The organism is Streptosporangium sp. NPDC049248, from assembly GCF_040678965.1.
GTDB lineage: Bacteria > Actinomycetota > Actinomycetes > Streptosporangiales > Streptosporangiaceae > Streptosporangium > Streptosporangium fukuiense.
Map to the genome: position 1 here is coordinate 397,394 of NZ_JBFAQY010000002.1, position 21,509 is coordinate 418,902.

General features: G+C 69.9%; 14 protein-coding genes and 1 pseudogene. 8 read left to right on the forward strand and 7 right to left on the reverse strand.

Annotated features, from left to right (window positions below; all coding sequences use genetic code 11):
* Positions 1 to 101: 101 nt before the first annotated feature.
* A complete protein-coding gene (locus tag AB0K21_RS05595; RefSeq protein ID WP_364148051.1) occupies positions 102 to 2,696 on the forward strand; it encodes an excinuclease ABC subunit UvrA in 2,595 nt (864 codons plus the stop codon).
* Between the two features lie 139 nt (positions 2,697 to 2,835).
* Here AB0K21_RS05595 and AB0K21_RS05600 read toward each other — a convergent pair whose 3' ends face one another.
* Positions 2,836 to 3,318 (reverse strand): hypothetical protein, encoded by a 483-nt coding sequence (locus AB0K21_RS05600; protein ID WP_343963494.1) that lies wholly within the window; start codon positions 3,316 to 3,318, stop codon positions 2,836 to 2,838.
* A 168-nt stretch (positions 3,319 to 3,486) separates the two neighbouring features.
* Between AB0K21_RS05600 and AB0K21_RS05605 the strand changes: the two genes are divergently transcribed.
* The 3 genes from AB0K21_RS05605 to AB0K21_RS05615 all read left to right on the forward strand — a co-directional run bounded on the left by AB0K21_RS05605 (position 3,487) and on the right by AB0K21_RS05615 (position 7,624).
* Positions 3,487 to 6,795: a BTAD domain-containing putative transcriptional regulator gene (locus AB0K21_RS05605; protein WP_364148054.1), complete on the forward strand. Its 3,309-nt coding sequence runs from the start codon at positions 3,487 to 3,489 to the stop codon at positions 6,793 to 6,795.
* A gap of 269 nt (positions 6,796 to 7,064) precedes the next feature.
* Entirely contained in the window at positions 7,065 to 7,295 is a 231-nt protein-coding gene (locus tag AB0K21_RS05610) for a hypothetical protein (RefSeq protein WP_343963490.1), read from the forward strand.
* Positions 7,292 to 7,624 carry a helix-turn-helix transcriptional regulator gene (locus AB0K21_RS05615; protein WP_343963488.1) on the forward strand — a complete coding sequence of 111 codons (333 nt, stop codon included), beginning with the start codon at positions 7,292 to 7,294 and terminating at the stop codon, positions 7,622 to 7,624. The genes AB0K21_RS05610 and AB0K21_RS05615 overlap by 4 nt, the downstream gene beginning before the upstream one ends.
* A 677-nt stretch (positions 7,625 to 8,301) precedes the next feature.
* On the opposite strand, the gene AB0K21_RS05620 is transcribed toward AB0K21_RS05615, so the two are convergent.
* The 4 genes from AB0K21_RS05620 to AB0K21_RS05635 form a co-directional block, all read right to left on the reverse strand.
* The gene (locus tag AB0K21_RS05620) at positions 8,302 to 9,144 is read right to left on the reverse strand and encodes an MBL fold metallo-hydrolase (RefSeq protein ID WP_343963486.1); all 843 of its coding nucleotides are present in this window, start codon (positions 9,142 to 9,144) and stop codon (positions 8,302 to 8,304) included.
* A gap of 33 nt (positions 9,145 to 9,177) precedes the next feature.
* Positions 9,178 to 9,858, reverse strand: coding sequence for an HAD hydrolase-like protein (locus AB0K21_RS05625; RefSeq protein WP_364148058.1), 681 nt, complete (start codon positions 9,856 to 9,858; stop codon positions 9,178 to 9,180).
* A 362-nt stretch (positions 9,859 to 10,220) separates the two neighbouring features.
* Positions 10,221 to 12,329 (reverse strand): PQQ-binding-like beta-propeller repeat protein, encoded by a 2,109-nt coding sequence (locus tag AB0K21_RS05630; RefSeq protein ID WP_364148060.1) that lies wholly within the window; start codon positions 12,327 to 12,329, stop codon positions 10,221 to 10,223.
* A gap of 9 nt (positions 12,330 to 12,338) precedes the next feature.
* Positions 12,339 to 13,175, reverse strand: coding sequence for a MurR/RpiR family transcriptional regulator (locus AB0K21_RS05635; RefSeq protein ID WP_343963480.1), 837 nt, complete (start codon positions 13,173 to 13,175; stop codon positions 12,339 to 12,341).
* Between the two features lie 709 nt (positions 13,176 to 13,884).
* Between AB0K21_RS05635 and AB0K21_RS05640 the strand changes: the two genes are divergently transcribed.
* Together AB0K21_RS05640 and AB0K21_RS05645 are read left to right on the forward strand one after the other, a co-directional pair.
* Positions 13,885 to 14,445: a hypothetical protein gene (locus AB0K21_RS05640; RefSeq protein WP_343963477.1), complete on the forward strand. Its 561-nt coding sequence runs from the start codon at positions 13,885 to 13,887 to the stop codon at positions 14,443 to 14,445.
* Between the two features lie 408 nt (positions 14,446 to 14,853).
* Positions 14,854 to 16,839, forward strand: a complete 1,986-nt coding sequence (locus tag AB0K21_RS05645) for a WD40 repeat domain-containing protein (RefSeq protein WP_343963474.1) — start codon at positions 14,854 to 14,856, stop codon at positions 16,837 to 16,839.
* Positions 16,840 to 17,059: 220 nt separating this feature from the next.
* On the opposite strand, the pseudogene AB0K21_RS05650 reads toward AB0K21_RS05645, so the two are convergent.
* Positions 17,060 to 17,265 (reverse strand): annotated as a pseudogene (locus AB0K21_RS05650) (MerR family transcriptional regulator); the annotation flags it as partial.
* A gap of 483 nt (positions 17,266 to 17,748) precedes the next feature.
* Between AB0K21_RS05650 and AB0K21_RS05655 the strand changes: the two are divergent.
* A complete protein-coding gene (locus AB0K21_RS05655) occupies positions 17,749 to 18,009 on the forward strand; it encodes a hypothetical protein (RefSeq protein WP_364148064.1) in 261 nt (86 codons plus the stop codon).
* Positions 18,010 to 18,122: 113 nt separating this feature from the next.
* Here the strand turns inward: AB0K21_RS05655 and AB0K21_RS05660 are convergent, their stop codons facing one another.
* A complete protein-coding gene (locus AB0K21_RS05660) occupies positions 18,123 to 20,489 on the reverse strand; it encodes an AAA family ATPase (protein ID WP_364148066.1) in 2,367 nt (788 codons plus the stop codon).
* Positions 20,490 to 20,971: 482 nt separating this feature from the next.
* Here AB0K21_RS05660 and AB0K21_RS05665 point away from each other — a divergent pair, with 482 nt between their 5' ends.
* Positions 20,972 to 21,502, forward strand: a complete 531-nt coding sequence (locus AB0K21_RS05665) for an EF-hand domain-containing protein (protein WP_364148069.1) — start codon at positions 20,972 to 20,974, stop codon at positions 21,500 to 21,502.
* Positions 21,503 to 21,509 lie beyond the last annotated feature (7 nt).

Below are 21,509 nucleotides of genomic sequence, written 5' to 3' on the forward strand. Positions count from 1 at the left end.
TTGTGACGAGCGGCCGCCGGGTAGTGGCTTGATCGGTTTGTTCGGCATGGGTGGCGGCTGGCCGCCCATGTTCTGCCGTGTTGCGAGAGGGTGGACGAAGGTTGACTGCGTTCGTACGGGATGTCGCCAGTATGGGGTGCGAGGCCATCGAGGTGGTGGGGGCTCGTACCAACAATCTGCGGGACGTGTCGGTGAGCATCCCCAAGGGGTGGCTCACCGCCTTCACCGGCGTGAGCGGCAGCGGCAAGACCTCGCTGGCCATCGACACCCTGCACAACGAGGCCCAGCTGCGGTATCTGGAAGGGCTTTCGCCGTTCGTACGGCAGTACATCACCCAGCGCAATCGGCCGAAGGTCGACCGCATCCTGGGACTCGGCGCGACGCTCGCGGTCGACCAGCGCCGTCTGAACCGCAACCCCCGGTCCACGGTCGCGACGATCACCGGCATCGACGGGCATCTGGGGCTGCTGTACTCGCGCCTTCCGGGGATCGGCGCGGACCCGGCGACGGAGAGTGGGGACGGGCATCTGACGACCGCTCATTTCAACCGCGATACCCCGGAAGGGAGCTGCGCGGACTGCCATGGGGTGGGCGGGCGCTGGCAGGCGCAGGAGGACCTGGTCATCACCCATCCGGAGCTTCCGCTCTTCGAGGGGGCCTCGCCCTGGTACGCCAAGTGGCGGTCAGGGGAGCACGCGTTCGTGCCGGCGCTCGCCGAGAAGCGCGGCGTGGACCTCGGCCGGCCGTGGCAGTCGCTGCCGGAGGAGTTCCGCCGCTGCGTGCTGTACGGCACGGGTGAGGAGAAGGTCAAGGCGACCGTCGACGTGCCCAACAAAAAGGAGACGGTCTCGGTGACCTACACCTTGAGCCAGCCGCTGCGGGGCGCGCTCGCCGAGGTGGAGCGGGTGTTCGTGAACGCCCAGACCTCCGGCGCCAAGCAGCGCTACCTGCCGTACATGCGCAAACAGCCGTGCGGCACCTGCGGCGGCAGCGGGTACGACCAGGTGGCCCGGTCCGTGCGGCTCGGCGGGCTGACCTATCCCGACCTGCTCGAGGTGGACGTACGGGAGGTGTGCGGCTGGGCGGAGCGTGTGGCCGGCGACCTGGGCACCCGGCAGCGCGAGGTGGGTGAGCCGCTGCTGCAGGACCTTGGCCGCAGGCTCGGGATCCTCGACCGGCTCGGCCTGTCCCATCTCCAGCTGTCCCGAAGCGCGGTGACGCTGTCCGGGGGTGAGTTGCAGCGAACCCGGCTCGCCGCGCAGCTCAGCACCGAGCTGAGCGGCATCGTCTTCGTCCTGGACGAGCCCGGGACCGGGCTGCATCCGGCGGACAAGGCGCACCTGCTCGACATCGCCCTGGAGCTCCGCAAGGCCGGCAACACGGTGCTCCTGGTCGAGCACGACCCCGAGCTGATCGCCCGGGCCGACTGGGTGATCGATATGGGGCCCGGCGCGGGCCGCCTCGGCGGTGAGATCCTGGTGTCGGGGCCTCCCGCCGACGCGGCCGCCCACCCGACGTCGCTGACCGGACGCTATCTGGCCGGTGAGGGGCCGCGGCTGCGCCGGACCCGCCGTCCGGCCGGGGATGACACCGGCTGGGTGGAGCTGCACGGCCTGCGTGCGCACAACGTGACCGCGGACCTGGTGCGTTTCCCCGCCGGTCGGCTCACCTGCCTGACCGGGGTGAGCGGCAGCGGCAAGAGCAGCCTGCTCGGCGCGCTCGCGGCGAACGTGGAGGCCGCCCTGAACGGGACGACGACCGACACGGTGCGACAGGTGACCGGCCTGGAGGGGGTCGACTGGGTCGCCGTCGTCGATCAGGAACCGCTCGGGCGGACACCGCGGTCCAACCCGGCCACCTACAGCAAGGCGTTCGACATTGTCCGCAAGCTGTTCGCCGAAACCGACGTGGCGCGCGGACGCGGGGTCAAGGCCTCCTGGTTCAGCTTCAACACCGCGGGTGGCGGCCGCTGCGAAACCTGCACCGGCTATGGCCGCAAGCTGGTCGACATGCACTTCCTGCCGGATGTCTGGGTGGTCTGCGACGCGTGCGAGGGTCGGCGCTACAAGCCGGAGGCCTTGGAGATCAGGTATCAGGGGTTGGCCATCGATCAGGTGCTGGAGCTGACCGTCGCCGAGGCTGTGGAGCGGTTCTCCGAACCCCGGCAACTCGCGGAAACCCTGGGAGCCTTGAACCAGGTCGGGCTTGGCTATCTCCAGCTCGGCCAGAGCGCCACAGAGTTGTCCGGCGGCGAGGCGCAGCGGCTGAAGCTGGCGTCCGCGATCCAGCGCGGTGCCGCGGGCCGCAAGGCCGGCCTTGTCGTTCTCGACGAACCCGTCTCGGGCCTGCACCCGTCCGACATCCAGCGTGTGGTGGATGCGCTCGATGTGCTGCTCGACTCGGGCAACACCGTCGTCGTGGCCGAACATGACATCCCCGTCGCCGCGTCCGCGGACTGGGTGATCGACCTGGGGCCGGGAGCCGGTCCGGACGGGGGCGCGGTGATCGCGGAGGGCACCCCGGACGCCGTCGCGACCGCGGACACCCCGACCGCCGGTTTCCTCCGGCGGTACGCGGCGGGTCTGCCGCTCCTGGAAGTGCGAGAAGGTGCGCACCGCCGGGAGGGCGGGGCGCGTCTTGCGTCGCGTCCCGCGCTGTCGTCCGCGCCCTCTCCGAGGACAAGCGCCCGCCGCTGAAAGTCGTCGTCTTCGGCGGGTACCTCGCCGGCGGTCGCCGGCTGCCTGGGCTCTCGTGTGGCTTTCATCGTCGATGCCGACCAGCGTGTGGATGCCGCGCTGCCCCGCGGCGGCAGCGCGGCCTCGGCTCCGAGGGCGGTTACAGAGCGGTCATCTCAAGGCTGACCACGTACGAGTATTCCGTCTGCTCGGTCCCGGTGAGGGTCCTCGTGATGGTCCTGGTGGCGCCCGTGGCGAGCCCGGCGCACGTGCTGCCGAAGGCGGTCACCGTGCCGAGCCGGTCGCCCTGTCCCCAGATCGGGCCGTCGACCTCGCGCAGGTCGAAGACCACGTCCTGGGTGCTCAGGATGATCGAGGTCGGGTCTTCGAAGTCGCCGGGATCCCCGTCGTCACCGGCGTTCATGCCGAAGTAGTTGGCGTTGATCCTGGGGAACAGGTTCCCATCGACCAGGAACCGGAGCTCGTCCCGGCCGTCCCGGTCGGCCACGTTGCCGGCGTCGATGTCGTACAGTTCCACGCGGCACGAGCCGGCCATGGCGGCCGCCGGGGTCGCGGCCAACGCCATCGGCGCCACCAGACCTCCGGCCAGGGCGAGTGCGGCGATCACCTTACGAGAATGCATGCTGCTCCTCCTGGAGACGCTGACGTTTCGCGACCGTCGCGAAACGCGGCATCAGAGTCGCGGACGCAGCGTGAGCGCATCGTTAGATCGCAGGTCAATGGCATAGAGCACACGCTCTCCGTGTCTTCTGACATAGTCGGGCGGCAGGCACGTGCCTACTATCTTCGTATGGGAGACTCCTTCAGTCTGCTGCTGCTCGGCACGCCCGAGCTGGCTGTCGGGGGAAGACCGGTGCGGATCCGTTCCGCCAAGACCCGGGCACTCCTCTGCTACCTCGCCACCACGCCGGGGGCGCGTTCACGGGCCGAGCTCGCGGGGCTGCTGTGGGGCGAGCGCCCCGACGCCAACGCCAGGGGCAGCCTGCGGCTGGCGCTGTCGGAGCTGCGCAAGGACGTGGGCGGCTGGCTCGACATCACCCGCGACCACGTCGGCTTCCGCGCCGACGACGACTGCTTCGTGGACTACTGGCAGCTCACCCAGGGCTCGACGGTGGCGGGGGCGCTCCGGTTGTGGCGCGGGGAGTTCCTCGACGGCCTCTCCTTCGGGGACGCGCCCGCGTTCACCGGGTGGCTGGAGTGCGAGCGGCAGCGGGCCCGGCTGGTGCTGCGCGAGCTGCTCGTACGCGCTGGGCCCGCCGCCTCCGAACACGTCGTACGGCTGGCCAGGATCGTGACGGGGCTGGACCCGTACGACGAGGAGGCCCACCGGGTGCTGATCGCCTCCCTGGCCAGGACCGGGAACCGGGCCGCGGCCCTGGCCTGCTACGAGGAGCTGCGCCTGCGGCTGGCGCGCGAGCTGGGCGTCGATCCCGTACCCGAGACCCGCGCGCTCCGCCAGGACCTCACGCCCCGGCCCGCGACCGCCCGCCGGGCTGCCCTGCCGGTCCCCGGGTCGGAGCTGGTCGGCCGCGAGTCCGACATCCGCCGCCTAAGTGCCCTGCTGGCCCGGGAACGCCTGATCACCCTGTCGGGCCCGGGCGGCATCGGCAAGACCCGCCTGGCCATCGCCGCGGCGGAGGTCGGGCGCCGGGATGCCGCGTCCCTCGCCTCCACGGGGATCAGGAGGCACGACACCGCGTCCCTATCCTCCGTGTCCTCCGCGCGAGCCGGCGAGCGCAATGCCCCCTCTCCCTCCTCCGCGAAGCCCGGTGAGCACAACGCCGCGTCCCCTTCCTTGGCGGATGTCGCGTTCGTATCCTTTGCCGGGGTGCGGGCGGAGGCGGCTGTGACGACGCTCGCGCGCCGGCTCGGCGTGGACCTCTCGCCGCCACGGCCCGCCGCCGAGCTGCTGCTCGCCGCCCTCGCCGGTCGTTCGACGCTGCTGGTGCTCGACAATCTCGAACATCTGCCGTCCTTCGACAGGGTGATCGCGGAGATCCTGCGGGTGGCGCCGGGTGTGCGGGTGCTGGCGACCAGCCGGCGGCGGCTGGACGTGCCCGGGCAGGTGATCGTCCCGGTGGAGGGGCTTGCCGAGTCGGCCGCCGAGGCGTTGTTCGTCGTGCGGGCGCTCAAGGCCCAGCCGGGGTTCGACGCCGAGCGCGAGGCCCCGCTGGTGGCCGCGATCTGCGCCGCGACCGGCGGGCTGCCGTTGGCGATCGAGCTGGCGGCCGGCCTGCTGCGTGCCGTGCCCTGTGCCGACCTGGCCGAACGCCTCGGCGTGGACACGGGGCTGCTCTCCACGGCCGGGCCCGCCGCACGGTCCAGGCACGCGAGCATGCGTACGGTCTTCGAGACGTCCTGGCGGCTGCTCGACCCGGCGAGGCGGTCGGCGCTGGCGTCGTTGTCGGTGTTCGGCGGCGGCTGCACCCTGCGCGCGGCCCTGGAGGTCGCCGAAACCAGCCCCGAGGTGCTGGTCCACCTGGTCGACCACAGCATGCTGCAGCTCACCCCGTCCGGCCGGTACACCCTCCACCCTCTCATCCAGCGGCTCGCCGCCGCCCATTTGGAGGACCCGGGGGTACCCGAACGGCACGCCCGCCATTACGCCCGCCTCCTCGACCGGCACGCCACCGCGCTCCAGGACGGCTCGGACGCCGAGGTCGTCCGCGTGCTCGGCGCCGAGATGGACAACATCCGCCTGGCCTGGCGGGTCTCCGGGCAGCCGCGCTTCCTGGACCACTACTGGACGTTGTGCCTGCGATTGCGCCTGTACGAGGAGTCGGTGACGATCGTCCGCGAGCACCTCGACCGCCCTCCGGAAGACCTGCGCCTGCGGGCCCGCCTGCTCCGGATGGCTGCGGTGAGCTCCCACCAGCTCGCCAGGGAACGCGCCGCCACCCGCCTGGCCCGCGCCGCCCTCGACACGCTCGGCGAGCCACTCCCCACCACCCCCGCCGACCTCGCGACCGCTCTCCTGGCCGCCGCCACCCGCCAGGCCGCCCACCGCCTCCTGCCGACCACGGCCGCCCACCGTCTTCTCCCCGTACCCCGTACGGACGAGGCCGAGGCCGCGCAGGCGCTGACCTTGCTCGCCCGGCTCGCCTACCACCAGCAGGACCTCCCCGTGATGCTGGTGACCTCGCTGCGTCAGCTCAACGCCGCCGACCGCGGCACCGACCCCGCCCTGCGCGCCGAGTCCTACGCGAACTTCGCCACCATCGCCCGCCTCGCCGGCCGCCACCGGATCGCCACCCACTACGGCAGTCTCGCCGACCGGGCACTTTCCGTCATCGACCACCCGGACGAGGCCGTGCACCGGGCCCGGCTGGCCCGCGGGATCGACCTGCTCCACGCGGGCCGTTTCGAGGACGCCAGGCGGTCGTTCACGGAGGGACGGTCGCGGACGATCGACCCGCGGGTGGCCGAGAACTGCGCCGGCATGCTCGCCGAGACCGCGCTGTGGCAGGGCGAGTTCGCCGCGGCGGCCACCGGGTACGCGGAGACGGAGGAGCTGGCGGTCGCGCGGGTGGGCGGGGACGATATCGGCCGCCACTGGTGCCTGACCGGCCGGGCGGAAGCGCTGTTGCGCCTGGACGGGGTGCCGGTGGAGCGGATCCGGGAGCTGCTGGCGGCCGCCCGCGCCTCGCACGAGCGGCGGCGTATGCACGCGAAGGAGATCGGCCTGCGCGACAGCCCGGCGAGCCGCACGATCCAGGAGCTGCGCCTGCTCACCATCGCGGCCCGCCTGGACCCGGCGCGGGCGCCTGCGGCGCTGGCCGAGGCGCTGACGCTGGCCGAGCGGCTGCCGGCGGTGCAACTCGGCATGCTGGAGTGCTGGACCGGCCTCGCCGAGCTGCTCGGGGACGCGGGGCAGGACCGGACCGTGGCCCCCCTCCTGCTCGGGCACCTCTCCCGGTACGCCGCCCGCAACCCCGGCGCCGCCGCCCGGATCGGCTGGGCCCTCGCACTGATCCTGGCCGCCCTGGGCGGGCGCAGGCAGGCCAGGCGGGCGGCCGAGCAGGCGATGGCGACCGCCGAACGCCTGGCCGCACCGTACGACCACCGCAGAGCCGAGTCCCTGGCCCGCGCCCTTGGGTGAGGGTTTCACCGTCGTCAAGGACGGATGGTGCGCACGCGGCCATCATCCTCACGCTGCTGGGTGCCGGCGTCCGTGCTGAGGAGTACGCGCCTGCGGCTCGACGACGGTCTCCATCACCCCTCGCACCGGTGTCGTCCGCCTGTTCGACAAGGACGACCAGATGCGCACGGAGGCTGCAAGAACAATTCGGCAATTCTCAGCGACGCTTGCCGCCCCGCCGGTGAGCGTTCTCGTCTGCGCCGGACCGGGCCTTGCGGTCCAGGTCTTTCTTGGCTCTGGGGCTGTTCGGGTTCTTCGCGGTGGCGGGCATGGTTCGGCCAGTACGGCGTCTGCCTGGTGCGCTTCGGCAAGGCCAGCAGGTCGGCCACGAGCACGCCTCGACCACGGCGATCTACACCTGTGTGTCCTCCGACTTCCGGACCCGCACCCTGAGACGAGCCTTGGACACCACGGTGGCGCAGGCGCTGGCCGCCGTCGCCGCGAAGGGCGGCCCGTCGTGAAGCGCAAGGTCACCTACTCCTGGCGGCTGCGAGAGATCATGGCCGCCCACGGCATGTTCGCCACGACCGAGCTGGACCCGCTGCTCGCCGAGCGCGGAATCAAGCTGTCGGCCTCCCAGGTCCACCGGCTCGTCACCGGGCCCCCCGAACGGCTGTCCCTGCAGCTCCTGGCCGCATTCTGCGACATCTTCCAGACCACGCCCACGAACCTCGTCCCGGTCGAGGCGCAGAACGCCGGAGTCCGCAAGACCGCCGACGGCGACGTCCCCACCCCGCCGCCCCCTGCCCATCTGCGGCCCCGACGAGCCCGGATCACCCCCGAAGGATGAGCGTGAAACGGACCTGCACCCGGTGCCGGCGGTTGTCCTACCCCGCCGGGTGGTGGCCCGATGGGCCTGTCTGCCGGACCTGCGTCGACCGGGGGCTGCGGCTGCGCGGCACCTGTCCTGCCTGGCCTGCGGCCCGAGGACGGGAAGCCGATCTGCAGCACTTGCGCCGGGTTCAAGCCGTGCTACCGCTGTTCACGCCGCGGCGAGGAAGGCAAGCTCCACGCCCGGCGCCTCTGCACCGGCTGCACCCTCATCGATCGGCTGACCGAACTGCTCGACGACGGCACCGGCCAGATCCATCCCGTCAAGCCCTCCAGCCGGAGCTATGCCGGACAGCAGATCATCTACGCCACCCGCTTCCTGACCTGGCTCGCCGATCGGGACCTCACCCTGGCCGACTGCCGTCAGGCGCACCTCGACGCATGGGTCACCGAGCACACCGCGGACGAACGAAACGCGTTGCGCGCCTTCCTACGGTGGTCTCAGCGCAACAAGCTGGCGCGCCCCCCGAAGCTCATGCCGCACACGGGCCGGCGCGCCGCCCCGCTCACCTCCCAGCAGCGGCTCGCCCTCCTCCGCGAGATCCTCATCGACCAGACCGGCCCTCCCCACGCCCGCGTCGCCGCGATCCTGCTGCTCCTCTATGCCCAGCCGGTCAGCCGCCTGGTCCGCCTCACCTATGGCCTCGTCAGGGGGTCGCCGGATTCGGCAGACAGGCCGGAACGGAGAGTTGTGATCGCGGCGAGGACACGGGGGTCATGGGAGCAGACGATCTCAACGCCGGGCTCGGTGTTGAGCTGGGCGAGCCGGCGGTGATTGGCGGCGATGGCACCGGGATCGATGGCGGCCTGCTGTTCGAACTGCCGGAACTCCGGCCAAAGTTCCAACGGGCGTCCGGTGTGGTCTGTGAGGTTCGCGCTGCTGCCGTCGAAGAGCGCGTCGCCCGCGTGCAGGAGCAGCCTGCCGTCTCCGACGTCGATGGCGACGGCGGCGTGGCCCCGGGTGTGGCCTGGCATGGGAATGAGCGCGAATCGGTCGTCGAGCCCGTTGACCTGGTAGGCGCCGGTGAAACCACGCCATGGCTCGCCTGGGCCTTCGTAGAGCGACATGATGGGACGATGGGCCCATTGGACCGGCCGGTAGCGTTGTTTCTCCACCTCGTCCGAGGTGATCATCGCGGCCTGCTGTTCAGCGGCGGTGGTGTGCACGACCGCGCCCGGAAAGTCGGGCAGTCCGCCGATATGGTCAAAGTCCATATGGGTCAGCACGATGTGTCTAACGTCATCGGCGGTGTATCCAAGCGACCGGATCTGGGTGATTGCAGTTTCGGCGGGTGAGCACGCCGGGTTCAGGAGGAGGCGGAGCGGCCCGAGCCTCCCGGCGGGGTCGGCGACGTCGGCGGTGCCGAAGCCGGTGTCCACGAGCACCAAACCTTGGTCGGTCTCGACGACCAGGATGTGGGTCACGAGTGGGATGCCTTGGACATTCATCGTGCCGCAGTTGAGGTGGTGTACGCGCATGTGTCCTGTGTCTCCTGACGATAGAGGGCGTGCTTAGAACCGGAAGTCGTGGCCGCCAGGCCCGGTGTCTCCTGCCGAGCCGCGTGTGGTGACGCCTGTGGCCTCATGCCCCAGGACGCGCGGCAGCTCGCCCAGGTCGTTGATGATCGCGTCGGGGTGGGCGGCCTGGAGGAAGAATTCCGAACGGTAACCACCGGTGACGGCGATGGCCATGTAGCCGGCGGTGCGGGCGCAGGCTATGTCGTACTCGGTGTCCCCGACGTAGACGAGCCTCGCGTGATTCGCGCGGTGGGCGTCCAGATGTGCGATCTTGTCGTCGGCGTCGGTGACGATGACGTCCAGGTAAGGGGCGAGTCCGGTGCGGTCAAGGTCGCCATGGACGGCTGAGGCGGCCGCGGCGGAGACGACGCCCACACGGGCGCCGGCGGCGCGCAGGCTGCGAAGAAGACACTCGGCCCCGGCGCGGGCAGGTGCCTCGCGGTCGGCGATGGCACGGTTCCACTCCTCGAGCGCGATGTCGGTGTCGGGAACGCCCAGGTCGGTGAGGAAATCGAGCAACGGCAGGCGGAACCGGTCGAGGAACTCCTTCAAGGACAGAAGAGCGAGGCGCCTGCTGGACAGGACGTCGTTGGTGGCGGCGTGCGCGCGATGGGTGTCGTCCATGAGCGTGCCGTTCACGTCGAACAGCACGAGCATGTCGCTGAGGTGGGTCATGAGGTGCAGAAGCTGCTTTCGAGGAGGGGAAGCTCGGCGACGGTGCCAAGGAAGCGGTCGTCGAAGGCCAGCAGATCGCCGGGGCCGCAGGAGAGCGTGACCTGCCGGCCCGCCGACGGTGCCCGCCGGCCACGCGCCCGGCACGGCCGAGGTCGAGATGGACGACGTCATAGAGTCCTGCGGACTCGACCAGCGCGACCTCGGCGCGCGCGCCGTCAACGGTCCGTCCGCGGACAGCCGCAGGTGCTCGGGCCTGATGCCCAGCGTGTTGTGACCATGGCCGGTGGGGGCTAGGGCGATCGCGGATCCGACCGGCAGTGCGGCGGTCACCCGTTCGTGCGGCGGCACTGACGCATCGGATGTCATCCCAGCACCCGCCGGTCGATCGCGAGCACGCCGCCGTCGACGCCGACGGCCAGCAAGGTATCCCCCGTCACCGCCAGGGACGCGGCGATCGGAACATCCAATTCGATGTCGTCGCGACGCTCTCCGGTCTGCGCGATGACCACGTGGATCCGCCCATCGAGGCCGGGTACCAGCAGGAGCTCCGTACCATCCACGGTCACCTGTGAGGGAGAGGCGAAGACCGGGTGCGGTGTGACCGCGTAGCTGGTCATAGAGAAGGGGCCGGCGGCCTGGAAGGTGGTCCGCCAGATTTCCGCGCCGTCCCTCCTGTTCAGCAGCACCAGGTCGGTGCCCCCGTCCACGACCGCGATGCCGTGCGGCACCGCCACTGGAGTCGTCGGCACGAACCCCCTGCGGTTACGCACCTGCCACAGGACCTCGCCGCTTCCGCCGTCCACTTTGACGACGCCTTTGCTGGTCGGGATGTACAGGTCGCCCTTGTCGAGGAGCGGCGTGCCGACCGGGGAGGCATCTTGCCGCAGCCGGTCGGCGAGCGAGGCGGTCGAGTAGCCGGTCGGCCAGACGGTGGCGCCGGTGTCGACCTCCAGGCAGATCATGGTGGGCGGGACGCCCAGGCTGCCGACATGGACGAGGTCTCCGGACACGACTGGGGCCGCGTTGCCGACCAGGTTGATGTGCGGGGCCAGGTCCACGCGCTCCCAGCGCGGCTCGCCTGTGCGGGCGTCGAGTGCGCGCAGGTGCGCCAGGTCACCCACGATGACCAGGTCGCCGGCCACGACGGGCGGAGTGAAAGCGAACCTCCGCAGCGGATCGGGTGAAGTGGTACGCCACCGCTCCGTCCCGTCGGCAAGATCCAGGCCGACGACGTCGCCGGACACCTCGACCGCGATGACCACGTCCGCGTGGACCGCGGGCGTCCCCTTGACCGCCGAACGCAGTGCCGTACGCCATCGCAGCGATCCGCAGGCCAGGTCGATCGCGTCGACCCCGCCCGCGGCTCTGTCCTCGTCGACGACAGCGGACAGGACCAGATCTTCGGCGACGCGGACGGCGGCCCGCTGTCCGGGGCCGGGAAGCTGGTGCCGCCAGCGAACCGGGCGGGGCACCGCCACGGCATGGATCGGCGCGGAGAAGGTGGAGCGTTCAAGACCTGCGGGGGCGACCGCTCGGGTCTCCAGCGTGATCCGCTCGCCGTCCCAGGTCACCACCCGGTAGGACGGCGGGCTGTAGTCCAGGCCCGCGAAGAGCGGCGTGGGCGTGTTGACGTGCAGCGTTCCGCCGACCTCAATGACCCTTGAGGTGTGCCAGTGGCCGGAGAAGGTGGCCAGCGGCTGGTGGGGCAGGCCTTCCAGGATCGACAGGCCGGGCTGGTCGTGGCTGAGCAGGATCCACGGCGTCCCCGCGGCGAGCGACTCCAGGTCGGCGCGCAGCCAGGCGTCCTGGAGTTCATGATCCAGACCCAGTTCGTGGGTGTGCCAGTCGAGCGCCGCCACATGCAGGCCCGGCAGGTCGAAGGAGTACCAACGCGGGCCTACGTTGCGCTCGTAGCCCGAGGGGTCTCCGGTGTTGATCAAGTAGTTGTTGCGGGAGGTCTCGAACCCGTGCCTTCCCGCCATGTGGTCGTGGTTGCCGGGCAGCAGATGCACGGGAACGGGGCTGTCGTGGACGGCGAGGCGGAGCGCCTCGTACTCGGCGTCCACTCCCGAATCGGTCAGGTCGCCGGTGGCGATCACCGAGTGCAGTCCCGGCACTCGCTCGGGCAGGCTCCTCAGGAACTCGGCCAGCCCGTCGCGGCTGCCCATCTCGACTGGTTCCTGGTAGAGCCTCGCACCGTTGTCTGTGCTGATGTGCGTATCGGAGATATGAACAAACCGGTAGAGGTCGGGCTGGTTGTCGGGTGTCAGCGTGAAGGTCACCTCGGCGGCCGTGGCGGGCACGAACCAGGGCGCGCAGGTCCAGCCTGCCGGACGGGTGAGGAAGACGAACGGACCTTGGGGAACGATATGGAACCTTCCGTCGGCGGAGGTGGTGGTGAGAGTGATCCCGTCGCTCAGGGTCACTCCCGCACGCGGACGGCCCAGATGGTCGACGACATATCCGATCATGGTGATCCTTCAGATCCGATGGTCGGTGAGGGCATCGGCGGTGGCTGCCAGAGCCTCATTGCTGGTGCGGCTTCGCAGTGCTATCAGGGTGAAGATCGCGTCCAGCACGACGAGGTGGACGACCCTGCTGGTCATCGACTCGATGCGGTACGCGGTCTCTCTACTCCCCGCGACCAGCAGGTGGTCGACGAGCTCGGTCAACGGGGAGCTGGCGAAGCTGGTGAGCGCGACGGTCGTGGCCCCGCTCTGTCGGGCGGCGCGCATGGAAGCGAGCGTCTCGGTGGTCGACCCGGTGTGGGAGATCCCGAAGCAGACGTCGCCTGGGCGTAGCATGCGTGACGTCACGTGCTGAACATGCACGTCGGCCGGAAACGACGCGGGCAGGCCGATCGTGGTGAGCCGGTAGGCCACATCGGCGGCCAGCGGGGCGGAGGTGCCGACCGCGATGAACAGGATCCGCGGCGTCCCCGTGAGAAGCTCCGCGACCGCGCCCAGCCGGTCGGTGTCGACGGTCTGCGCCGCGTCTTGAAGGGCGACCGCCGAACCGGTGAGTACCTTCCGCGCGACCTCGGCCGGCCCGTCACCGGAGGCTACTTCTGCCAGCAGCTGCCGCTCGGCCGGGATGGACTCGCGGGCTAGCCGCAGTTTGAGGTCCTGGAAACCTCGCAGCCCGAGGCTCTGGCAGAAGCGCATGACGCTCCCCACTGAGCTGCCCGACTCCTGAGCCATCTGGGTCACCGAGCGATGGATCACCTCAAGGGGTGCGGCGAGCACCGTCCGTGCGACCCGCTGCTCCGACGGCGACAGGTCCGGCGCCGACGAGCGGATAAGTTCAAGCACGTTCATGCTGGTAGCAGTTGTTTCAACCACGCAGGGGACGTTAGGCGGCCCAAATGAACCGGCGAGGAACACAACGCGAAGAACGGAAAGATAATCCAAACTTAGCGGCCTGCTGGAACATCGCTCCATTCGCCGCGTGTCACACGTTGGCGGTGTCGGGGTGGTGAAGCCGAGGAATCGTGTGCCGGCCCCGGTCGGGGATGACTCGGTCCGGTGCTGGGCGCCGCCCTGGCAGAGGGGGCCTGCTCACGCGGGGGTGGCGCCATACACCGGCTCAGGCGCCTCAACCGCTCGCCGGGCCGGAGTGGTCTCGCGGCGACGGGTCCTGGGCGCCGCCCGGTGCCGCTCCGGGAACGGCTGACCGTAGACGACCTCGGGTTCCGGCGAATCCACGGGTACACCGCCCTGACCTGCTCGAACAGCCCGTACCGCTAATGGCTGTCCCGGCGTTCCAAGCGCCGCAGACCGCCCATCTCACCGCCGAGGCCGGCAGCCCCTGGAGCCGCTACGCACCAGGCTACGACCACATCCGGTGACCCTTCGCAAACCGAACATGCGACAGTCGATCACGCGAGGTCCCCGGCGTCTCACCTCCTGAGGCGAAGATGGTGTTATGACAGCATCCTCCGGGCCACGCTCCCCTTCTGAGATTCGTGACTACCTCGTCGGCCGGCTCAACCAGGCACTTCGCCGCCCTGGATTGTTCGGCGGGGAGATGGCTCTGCAGCTGCTACTCGATCACCTCGTCTACGTCGAGCGCCAGGACGAGGCGTGGACCGAGGAGCGGCAGGCGCTGGAGTCTCGCGGAACCCTCACCTCGATCGGCGTGACAGGAGCGTTCAGGGCTTTGGTGCCAGGTGATTACGAATACGGCGTTGCGTCGGTCTATGCGGAGTTTGTCCGTGCTCGTGGGTGGCTGGAAGCAGACAGGGTGCTTACGGCCGACGAGCATGAGTCCATGCGCCAGAAGCTCAGCACCTGGGTTGCCCAGGATCGCCTGCTCAGCGAGGTGCTTGAGACCTTCGGTCCGCCTTCGGTGCTCTTCGGCGGCAACAACCCCCTCTACGGCAAGACACTCGGCTACCTGACCGAGCAGGCGAAGAAGCCGATGCTCTTCTTCCACCTCTGGAACGGAACCGACCTCGAAGCCGAGTCGACCTGGCCGCCGATCTATGGCGAGCCCATCCTCCTCGCCGTCCGCTGCGGGAAGGGGCCATTCAGGGACACCTTCACCTTCACACCGGAAGGGAAGAAGCGCCGCCCTGCCGCTGAATGACCTACGGCCAAGCCGCAGCCACTATGCCCCATCGACGGCTACGTTCGGTGAAGCTGACAGCCCTCCGCCAGATCGAATACGCGACGGTTGATTACGCGAGGTCACCAGTGCGGGCCCCCTCTTGAGGTGCTGGAGTGATCCACAAGCCGTTTACCAGTACCGGCCCCTAACCTCGTCATGGGCTCTGGTATCTGGCGCGACCAAGGCCAAGCCTGCGGACGCCGGTAACGGCAAAGGGAGGAGATGGTGAGCCCCGAAGACAGCCGGTCGGCCACCGCCGCGCGGATCAGCGATTGCCCGCGAGGCGGATCGGCCACGCGTGACCTGTCCGATCTCCGTATGGGGAGGCTTGAGCGAGCGATTCGGGGCGGGCGGCTGGATGCGTTCCTGTGGAACGGTGCTCGCCCTTTGATCCATGCCGATCCCGATCGGTTGTTCCCGACGCTGGACAAGGTCGGTGGCCAGTGGGCCAAGTGCTACCGCACGGCCTACCTGGCCTCGGGAGAGGAGTTCTCCCGGGCCGTTCCCGATGTTCGCAGGTGGCTGCTGCAGGTGCACGCGGCCCGCTACGGCGCGACCGGTGAGCCGCGCCTGGAGTCGGAGCACGACGCCTGGCGGGTCGCCTGGGCTGGCGGCATGCAGTGGAATGAGCAGGTACGCCCCTCTTGGGACAACCAGACGGGTGGGGTGTGCAGCGTGGCTGCGGGAATGGTGGGCGGGATGCCCGTCGCGATCACCGGCAGCGACAACGGCGTGCTGCGTTCTTGGGATCTGCGTACGGCCCGGCCGCTGCGCGAGAGGCGGCTCGGGCGGTACCCGGTGGAGACGGTGGCGTTCATGGGCGACATCGTTCTCGTGCCCTACCACGGTCGCCTGGAGGCGTGGAATCCGGTCACCGGCGAGTCGTGGACGTTTGACGCCGTTCACCAGGCCTGGCCCCTGGCGACGGTCAAGGATGTCGGGAGGTTCCTCATCCTGACCGTGCGCTACGACACGGTGCGGGTCCGCGGTGGGCGGAGGGTGTGGACGGTCGGGCACGGTGCCGCGGTCAACGGCGTGGCCACGGTACGGCTGGACGGCCGTAAGCGAATCGTCACCTGCGGCGACGACGCAACGGTGCAGATCTTCGACCTCCGCACCGGGAAGCGGTATGGCGAGCCGCTGACCGGCCACGTCGGACCGGTGCGTGCGGTGGCGACCGCTCATGTGGCAGGGCGCCCCGTCGCCGTCACCTCCGGTGAGGATGACACGTTGCGGATCTGGGACCTGCGTACCGGCAGACAGCGTGGGAGATCCGTGCCCGGCCGGGTCACGGCTGTGGCCACCGCCGAGGTGAACGGTCGTTCCGTCGCGGTCGCCGGGGCCGCCGGAAGGCGGGGGCGGGTGTGGGACCTACGCACGGGCGAGGAGTGGGGCAAGCCGCTCGGCGAGTCCGGCCGGGGCATCGCCACGGTGGGGCATCTGGCCGTTACCTGCGCCTCCTCCGGGGCCGTACGAGTATGGGACCTGCGCACCCGCCGGAGCAGGCCCCTCCCTGGCAATCCCCGGGTCGGGGCCGTCGCGCTCGGCGTCGCCTACGGGCGGCCCGTCGTCGTCTTCGCGTACGAGGAAGGCCGCTGGTTCGGCGTCAAAGATCTGGCCGATGGCACGCGCCATTCCGGAAAGTTCACAAGCCAGGGCTCCTTGATCACGGCGGTGGCAACCGCCACGGTCGACGGCCGGTGTATCGTCCTCGCCGCCGGAGGGAACGACGGCTTGATCCGGACGTGGGGCATGGAAACCGGGGAAATCCAGGTCCTATCCGGCCACGTCGGTGCCGTACACGCGCTGGCGGCCACCGGCTCCACCGCCGTCAGCGGCGGGGAGGACGGCCTGGTCGGCATCTGGGACCTGCGGACCGGCGAGTCACGATGCGCGGTGTCCCCCTGCGCGATCGACGCGGTCGCCGTCACGGGCCGGACGATTCTCACCGGTGGCTCCGACGGGACGACCCGGCTATGGGACGTGCGCACCGGTGAGCGGCTGGGGAGTCTGCCCACCGGCGTGGTCCACGCGGTCGCGGTAGAGGGCGACCTCGCCCTCGTCGGAGGCGGAGGCCTGCGGCTGTGGGACCTGCGCGACGGCCGGGACCGGCCGTTGGCGGGCCACGCGGGCGCGGTGACAGCGGTGGCGATCCGAGGGCGGCAGGCCGTATCTGGAGGCTGGGACCGGACCCTCAGGATGTGGGACCTACGGACCGGGAAGCAGACGGCGCCCCCGGTGCGATTCCCCTGGCCGATCTCCGCTCTGGCCTGGCATCCGGACGGGCAGCTCGTAGTGGGCATCTCCTGGGAGATCGCTGTCCTTGAGCCCGGCCCGGCCGCTGCTTTTGGGAGCGAGCCGGAAGCCGGTTGATCAGCCGACCGAACGGTTCGGATGGATCATTCGACAAGGCGACGGTTACCGCCAAGGCCGGGCGGCGCTCGTCCGGGAGCGCGCCCCCCGCCGAAAACGGACACGAACTCCAGGTTCACCGACAGGAACGTGCCCGATCATGGTCCGCGCAAGCCCCCGTCACCCGTGCCCGGTCTCCGTTCGTGGCCGTGCCGCTTCCGGTGGTGGGCGTGACCCGGCCTCAGGGTTCGCGGGCGCGGAGGTAGGCGTCCAGGTCGGCGGCGCCGGTGAGCATGGCGCGGCCCCGGGCGGACAGGCGGGCCTGCCAGTCGTGCAGGGTCGGCTCCGGCGGGGCGACGCCTCCGGCGGAGCGGACCTGGGCGATCAGCGGGGCGATCTGCTCCAGCAGGTGCCGCCCCGCCTGAGCTGGTGGGCCAGCCGGACGTCCCCGCCGCTGCCCGGTAGCTCGAAGACGCCGGCAGCCACCTTCCCAGCGACCAGTAAGGCACCGTTGGGCTGGGCGTACTCAATCGCGTGTACCTGGCGACGCGACTCCTACCGACACTTCCACGCTGTGCACGGAGGTCCTTGGGGGAACTCTGACCTGCATATCCGTTGAGAATTTCGCCGATACCACCGGGCTCCGGAAAAGGGACGACGACCGATGCCACGAGGCCCGTGGTGCCGCTCGGTGAGAGCGGGTTTCGGTGATCTGCCACCGGACGATCCACGAGACCGGATCGGTGAGGAAACCGGCGTTGAAACGTTGACCCGGGGTGACGCCGGGTGACCGGCCAGAGTTGTCGTTCTGTCCTGTGCGCTCACCGCCGTTGCCCTTTTCCGGCTTACTTGGTTTGTCCCTCATATTGGGTGTAAGGCTCCGCCTAGATCGATACGCTCCGATAACCGGATCACGCGGAGGTGGAGAGCATGGCGAAATGCAACGGCTGCGGCAATGAGGTGTCAGAGGGAAGGCTCTGCGCATTGTGCGCCGCGAAGATGATCAGCTACCACGACGGGGACTACAATGACGAAAACGACCCCGCCGTAAAGCTCTACCGCGAGACCGCCGCCAAAATGAACTCGCCGAAACCTCCCTCGGGCGGATGCGCTCTCTTCTTGTTCGCCATCACCTCCCTTTCCGCCCTTCTCGCGGCCGCGGGGATCGGTATAGAGCACTTCATCGGTTAAGCCCGGCACCGTTCAGCCCCGGTTCGGGAGCCTCGATCTGGGCGCCGCCGCTGGGTGTGGCCGGCGCCGGGCAGGTGCCCGACGTGGAGACGGTCAAAGAGCACGTCGGCTCGCTAGCGCCGCTTCTCGTTCCGTTGCCGATCAAGCCTCGCGTCCAGCACCCGCGGCATGGCCGATGGCGGCGTGAGCTCCGCGGTGTGCAGCACGCCCAGCCGGCGGGTGGCACGGGTCAGGGCTACGTACAGGTTGTTGAGCCCGCGCGGCGACTCGGCGACGATCAGGCCCGGCTCGACCACCAGCACCTCGTCGAACTCCAGGCCCTTGGCCTGCCTGACGTTCAGCACGACGACGGGGCTGGGCGCACTGGGGTCCTCACCGACGGACGCTTCCGGCACACCCGCCGCGATCGCGAGGCCGAGCGGCTCCAGCAGCGAGTCCGGCGTGATGACCGCCAGCCGCCGGTCGGTCAGCCTGGCGGCCTCGATCGCGACGACCTCGATCAGCCGGTCGGCGAGTTCCTCCGGTGACACGCGAAGCCCCCAGGGCTCGACGCCGCTCTCCCGTACCGAGACGGGCGCCTCAAGGTCTGCGCCGATCTCCGCCAGCACCTCGGTGGCGACGGCCATGATCTCAGCCGGCACCCGGTAGTTCCGGGTGAGGTTCTCAAGCCGCCAGCGCCCCTTGACGTAGGGGTCGAGCACCCGCCCCCAGGACAGGGTGCCGGCCGGGTCCCCGCTCTGCGCCGTGTCGCCGACGACGGTCATCGACTTGGCCGGGCATCTCCGCATCAGCAGCCGCCAGGCCATCTCCGACAACTCCTGGGCCTCGTCGACGATCACGTGGCCGAACGTCCAGGTCCGGTCGGCGGCCGCGCGCTCGGCCGAGGTACGGTGGTCCGCCTCCTGGTGCCGCTCGGCGAGCCTGTCCGCGTCGACCAGGTCGTTGACCGTGAGTATCTCGGCCTCCTGGTCGTCCTCCAGATCGGTGGCCCGCGACCCCATCGCGACGTCCAGCACGCCCTGGGCGTAGGAGACCCGCTCGCGCCGTTCGTACTCCTGCCGGATCCGCTCCGCCCGGGTGTCCTCACCGAGCAGTTCGGCCGCCTCGTCCAGCAGCGGCACATCGGCGGGCGACCAGCCGCCGCCGGGCTCCCGCAGCAGCAGCGCCCGATCCTCGGGGGTGAACCCCGGCGCCGCCGAGGCGATGCGGTCCGAAGAGCCGAACAGATCCGTGAGCAGCCGCTGCGGCGTCAAGTCGGGCCAGAGCTCATCGAGTGCGGCCAGGACCGCCTCGTCGGTGAGCATCTCCCGGCGGATGCTCTCCACCTGGCCGTCGTCCAGCAGACGCTCACCGTCGAACGGATCGGTGCCGACACGTTCGGCGTACTGCTCGGCGAGGACCCTGCTGATCTCCCGGACCACGAGCGGTCTGGCCGGGTTGTGCGGGGACAGCGAGACCCGCGCCAGGTCGCGCGCCCGCTCGCAGGTCCGCCTGTCCAGGCGCAGCGTCTCTCCCTCGTACTCCACCTCGAGGTGGTCCCCCGGTACCCACTCGCGATCGCGTACGGCGGCGGCGACCACCTCGGCCATCGCCAGCCGGCCCTTCACCTCGGCGGTCTCGGGCGTCTCCTCCCGTTCCGCGGTCACCCCGGGATACAGCCCGCCGACGGTCGACAGCAGCACGCTCGTCTCGCCCAGTGCGGGAAGCACGTTCCCGATGTATCGCAGGAACGTGGTGTTCGGTCCGACCACCAGCACCACCCGCCGCGCCAGCTGCCGCCGGCGGGTGTAGAGCAGGTAGGCCGCCCGGTGCAGCGCCACCGCGGTCTTTCCCGTCCCCGGTCCCCCCTGCACGACGAGCACCCCGGTGTGCTCGGACCGGATGATGCGATCCTGCTCGGCCTGGATCGTCTGGACGATGTCGGTCATCCGGCCGGTCCGGCCGGCGTTCAGGGCGGCCAGCAGGGTGGCCTCGCCCGCGAGCCCCTCGTGCCTGGCCCCCGCCGCGGATTCGAGGTCGAGCAACTCGTCATGGATCTCGGTCACCGTACGGTCGCGGTCCTTGATGTGCCGGCGCAGCCGGACGCCCTCCGACGTGACCGCGGTGGCGAGGTAGAACGGGCGGGCGGCCGGGGCCCGCCAGTCGATGAGCAGCGGGGCCGTGTCCTCGGCGTCCTCGGCGTGCCCGGCGTCCCCGGTTTCGCTGAGCAGGCCCATCCTGCCGATGTGGCGGCACTCACCGTCGAGCATGTCGAGCCGTCCGAAGCACAGGCCGTGCTCGGCCGCGTTGAGCCGGGCGAGGCGTTCGGCGTAGGCGGCGTGTGCGGCGTCCTTCTCGACACGTGCCTGGGCGTTGCCACCGGAGGTCGCGAGCACCCGCGCCAGCCGTCCGGTGACGTGTTCACAGAGCTCGTCGAGCCGGCCGTACAGCATCGACACGTACTCCTGCTCCGCACGCAGCGCCTCGCTTGACAACAGCACTCCTCGTGGTATCATTAACCGGTAGACGTGTGCGTTTTATAGTTGCGAACGACCAGTAGCGTAGCTCTCGTCGGCACGCCCGTCCAACCTCTCCCGCGCTCGTCACCGGACAGCGGTTCTTCCCGCCCCCATGCCTCGAACGTCATCGCGGGTTCCGCGGACCGCCGCTGATCGTCGAACCCTTCCCGGGCACTCCCGCCGTCACGCGGACCACCCGCCACAGCCTCGATCGACCCGGCCCCGGACAACTGAGCGCCATCACCGAACCCCCTGGTGAACAGCCGACCAGAGCGGTGACGCAAGCAGCCTGAACAATTAGGCTATTTGATATTTAATGGCAATTATTCCGCTGGTCGTATTCGACCTCTTCGGCCGCCGATCACATCGCAAACATCCGGGTCATCGCCCGGCATGGTCGTGTACAGTCGGAGCCCTGTTCTCGGCCCTCATTGCGAGTGGCAGCCAAAGAAAGGCAACAGGAGATGCAGAAAGCAGCCATCGATCGGGTAAAACTCATTTTCGTCCTGCTCGACGCGGACGGCACCGGCCACCTCGAAGCCGAGGACTTCGAACTCATGGCGACCCGTGTCATCACGGCGGCCCCCGATTCCGACGACGCGACCAAAGCCGCCATGCTGGCCGCTTTCCGGCGCTATTGGACGACCCTCGCCGCCGAACTGGACGCCGACCACGACGGCCGTATCAGCTTCGAGGAGTACGCCGCGTGCGTCCTCTCCCCTGAGCGGTTCGACCCGGCGATCACCGACTTCGCCGAGGCACTGGCCGCGCTGGGCGACCCGGACGGCGACGGGCTCATCGAGCGGGACGTCTTCATGGCGCTCATGACGGCCATCGGCTTCGAGCGTGAGAACATCGACGCCCTCTTCGACGCGTTCGGGCCGTCGGACGCCGACCAGATCATGGTCTCGGTCTGGGCCACCGGCATCAAGGACTACTACCATCCGGAAAAAATCGGAATTCCGGGCGATCACCTGGTCGGTGGGCCGATCTGATCGGAAT

What these genes read in the sequence shown, in the direction of transcription:
- AB0K21_RS05600 (WP_343963494.1), bottom strand. Translation starts at nt 3,318, where the DNA reads ATGCATTCTCGTAAGGTGATCGCCGCACTCGCCCTGGCCGGAGGTCTG.
- AB0K21_RS05605 (WP_364148054.1), top strand. Translation starts at nt 3,487, where the DNA reads ATGGGAGACTCCTTCAGTCTGCTGCTGCTCGGCACGCCCGAGCTGGCT.
- AB0K21_RS05620 (WP_343963486.1), bottom strand. Translation starts at nt 9,144, where the DNA reads ATGCGCGTACACCACCTCAACTGCGGCACGATGAATGTCCAAGGCATC.
- AB0K21_RS05625 (WP_364148058.1), bottom strand. Translation starts at nt 9,858, where the DNA reads ATGACCCACCTCAGCGACATGCTCGTGCTGTTCGACGTGAACGGCACG.
- AB0K21_RS05630 (WP_364148060.1), bottom strand. Translation starts at nt 12,329, where the DNA reads ATGATCGGATATGTCGTCGACCATCTGGGCCGTCCGCGTGCGGGAGTG.
- AB0K21_RS05635 (WP_343963480.1), bottom strand. Translation starts at nt 13,175, where the DNA reads ATGAACGTGCTTGAACTTATCCGCTCGTCGGCGCCGGACCTGTCGCCG.
- AB0K21_RS05640 (WP_343963477.1), top strand. Translation starts at nt 13,885, where the DNA reads ATGGCTCTGCAGCTGCTACTCGATCACCTCGTCTACGTCGAGCGCCAG.
- AB0K21_RS05655 (WP_364148064.1), top strand. Translation starts at nt 17,749, where the DNA reads ATGGCGAAATGCAACGGCTGCGGCAATGAGGTGTCAGAGGGAAGGCTC.
- AB0K21_RS05665 (WP_364148069.1), top strand. Translation starts at nt 20,972, where the DNA reads ATGCAGAAAGCAGCCATCGATCGGGTAAAACTCATTTTCGTCCTGCTC.